Raw genomic sequence first — 1,223 nt, forward strand, 5'->3', positions numbered from 1 at the left:
ACGGCGCCGTCGCCGGCTGGCCGCAGTCGGCGGCGCCGCTGGTCCCCGGGCTGCCGGCGGTGGACCTGCTGTCGCTGGAGGCGCGCACCGACTCGGCGTTCGTGTGGGCGCTGGTCCTGCACCGGCTGCGCCGTGGCGACGATGCGGGACGAGCCCTTGCCGAAACGGTTCAGCAGGTCGCCGGGGCGGCCCCGGCCTCCCGCCTCAACCTGCTGCTCACCGACGGCGAGACCATCTGGGCCACCGCCTGGGGCGACACCCTCTGGTATCTCGTGGAACCCGGCCGACACGCCGTCGTGGCCTCCGAGCCCTACGACGACGACCCGCACTGGCGGGAGGTCCCCGACCGCACGCTGCTGACGGCGCGCCGCGCCGGCGTGCTGCTCACCCCGGTCGAGGACCCCGCATCCTCCCCCACTCCCAGCTCCGTTCGAGCGGGGGGACCCCCATCCCCGAAGGAGCCCTGTACGTGAGTTCCCTGCAAGTCACCCGCACCCTTCCCGAGGACGCGACGGACGCAGCGCTGCGCGCCGACGTCCACGACGGCCTCACCGCCCGCCCCAAGACGCTGCCGCCGAAATGGTTCTACGACGCCCGGGGCAGCGAACTGTTCGAGAAGATCACCGAACTGCCCGAGTACTACCCGACCCGCGCCGAGCGCGAGATCCTCGCCGCCCGGGCCGGCGAGATCGCGATCGCGGCCGGCGCCCGCACGCTGGTGGAACTGGGCTCCGGTTCCTCGGAGAAGACGCGGTACCTGCTCGACGCCCTGACCGACCTCAACACCTACGTCCCCGTCGATGTCAGCGAGAGCGCGCTCACCCAGGCCGGACAGGCCCTCGTCGAGGCACGGCCGGGGCTCTCCGTGCACGCGCTGATCGCCGACTTCACGGCCCGGCTGAAGCTGCCGGACACGCCCGGCCCCCGGCTGGTCGCCTTCCTTGGCGGCACCATCGGCAACCTGCTGCCCGCCGAACGCGCCGAGTTCCTGGCGTCGGTGCGCGGGCTGCTGTCGCCGGGCGACGCGCTGCTGCTCGGCACCGACCTGGTCAAGGACGAGGACGTGCTGGTCAGGGCGTACGACGACGCGGCCGGCGTGACCGCCGAGTTCAACAAGAACGTCCTGGCCGTCGTCAACCGTGAACTGGGCGCCGACTTCGATCCGGACGCCTTCGACCACGTCGCGCTGTGGGACGCCGGGAACGAGTGGATCGAGATGCGGC

The 1,223-nt window shown here is 72.6% G+C and carries 1 protein-coding gene and 1 pseudogene; both read left to right on the plus strand.

Annotated elements, in window-relative coordinates; all coding sequences use genetic code 11:
• Nucleotides 1–473, plus strand: a pseudogene (locus ACFW2E_RS47235) (class II glutamine amidotransferase); the annotation flags it as partial.
• The coding region (gene egtD, locus ACFW2E_RS47240) for an L-histidine N(alpha)-methyltransferase (RefSeq protein WP_384478445.1) at nucleotides 470–1,223 on the plus strand (754 nt) is incomplete at its 3' end. The pseudogene ACFW2E_RS47235 and the gene egtD, both read left to right, overlap by 4 nt.

It is taken from the genome of Streptomyces sp. NPDC058964 (assembly GCF_042741275.1).
GTDB lineage: Bacteria > Actinomycetota > Actinomycetes > Streptomycetales > Streptomycetaceae > Streptomyces.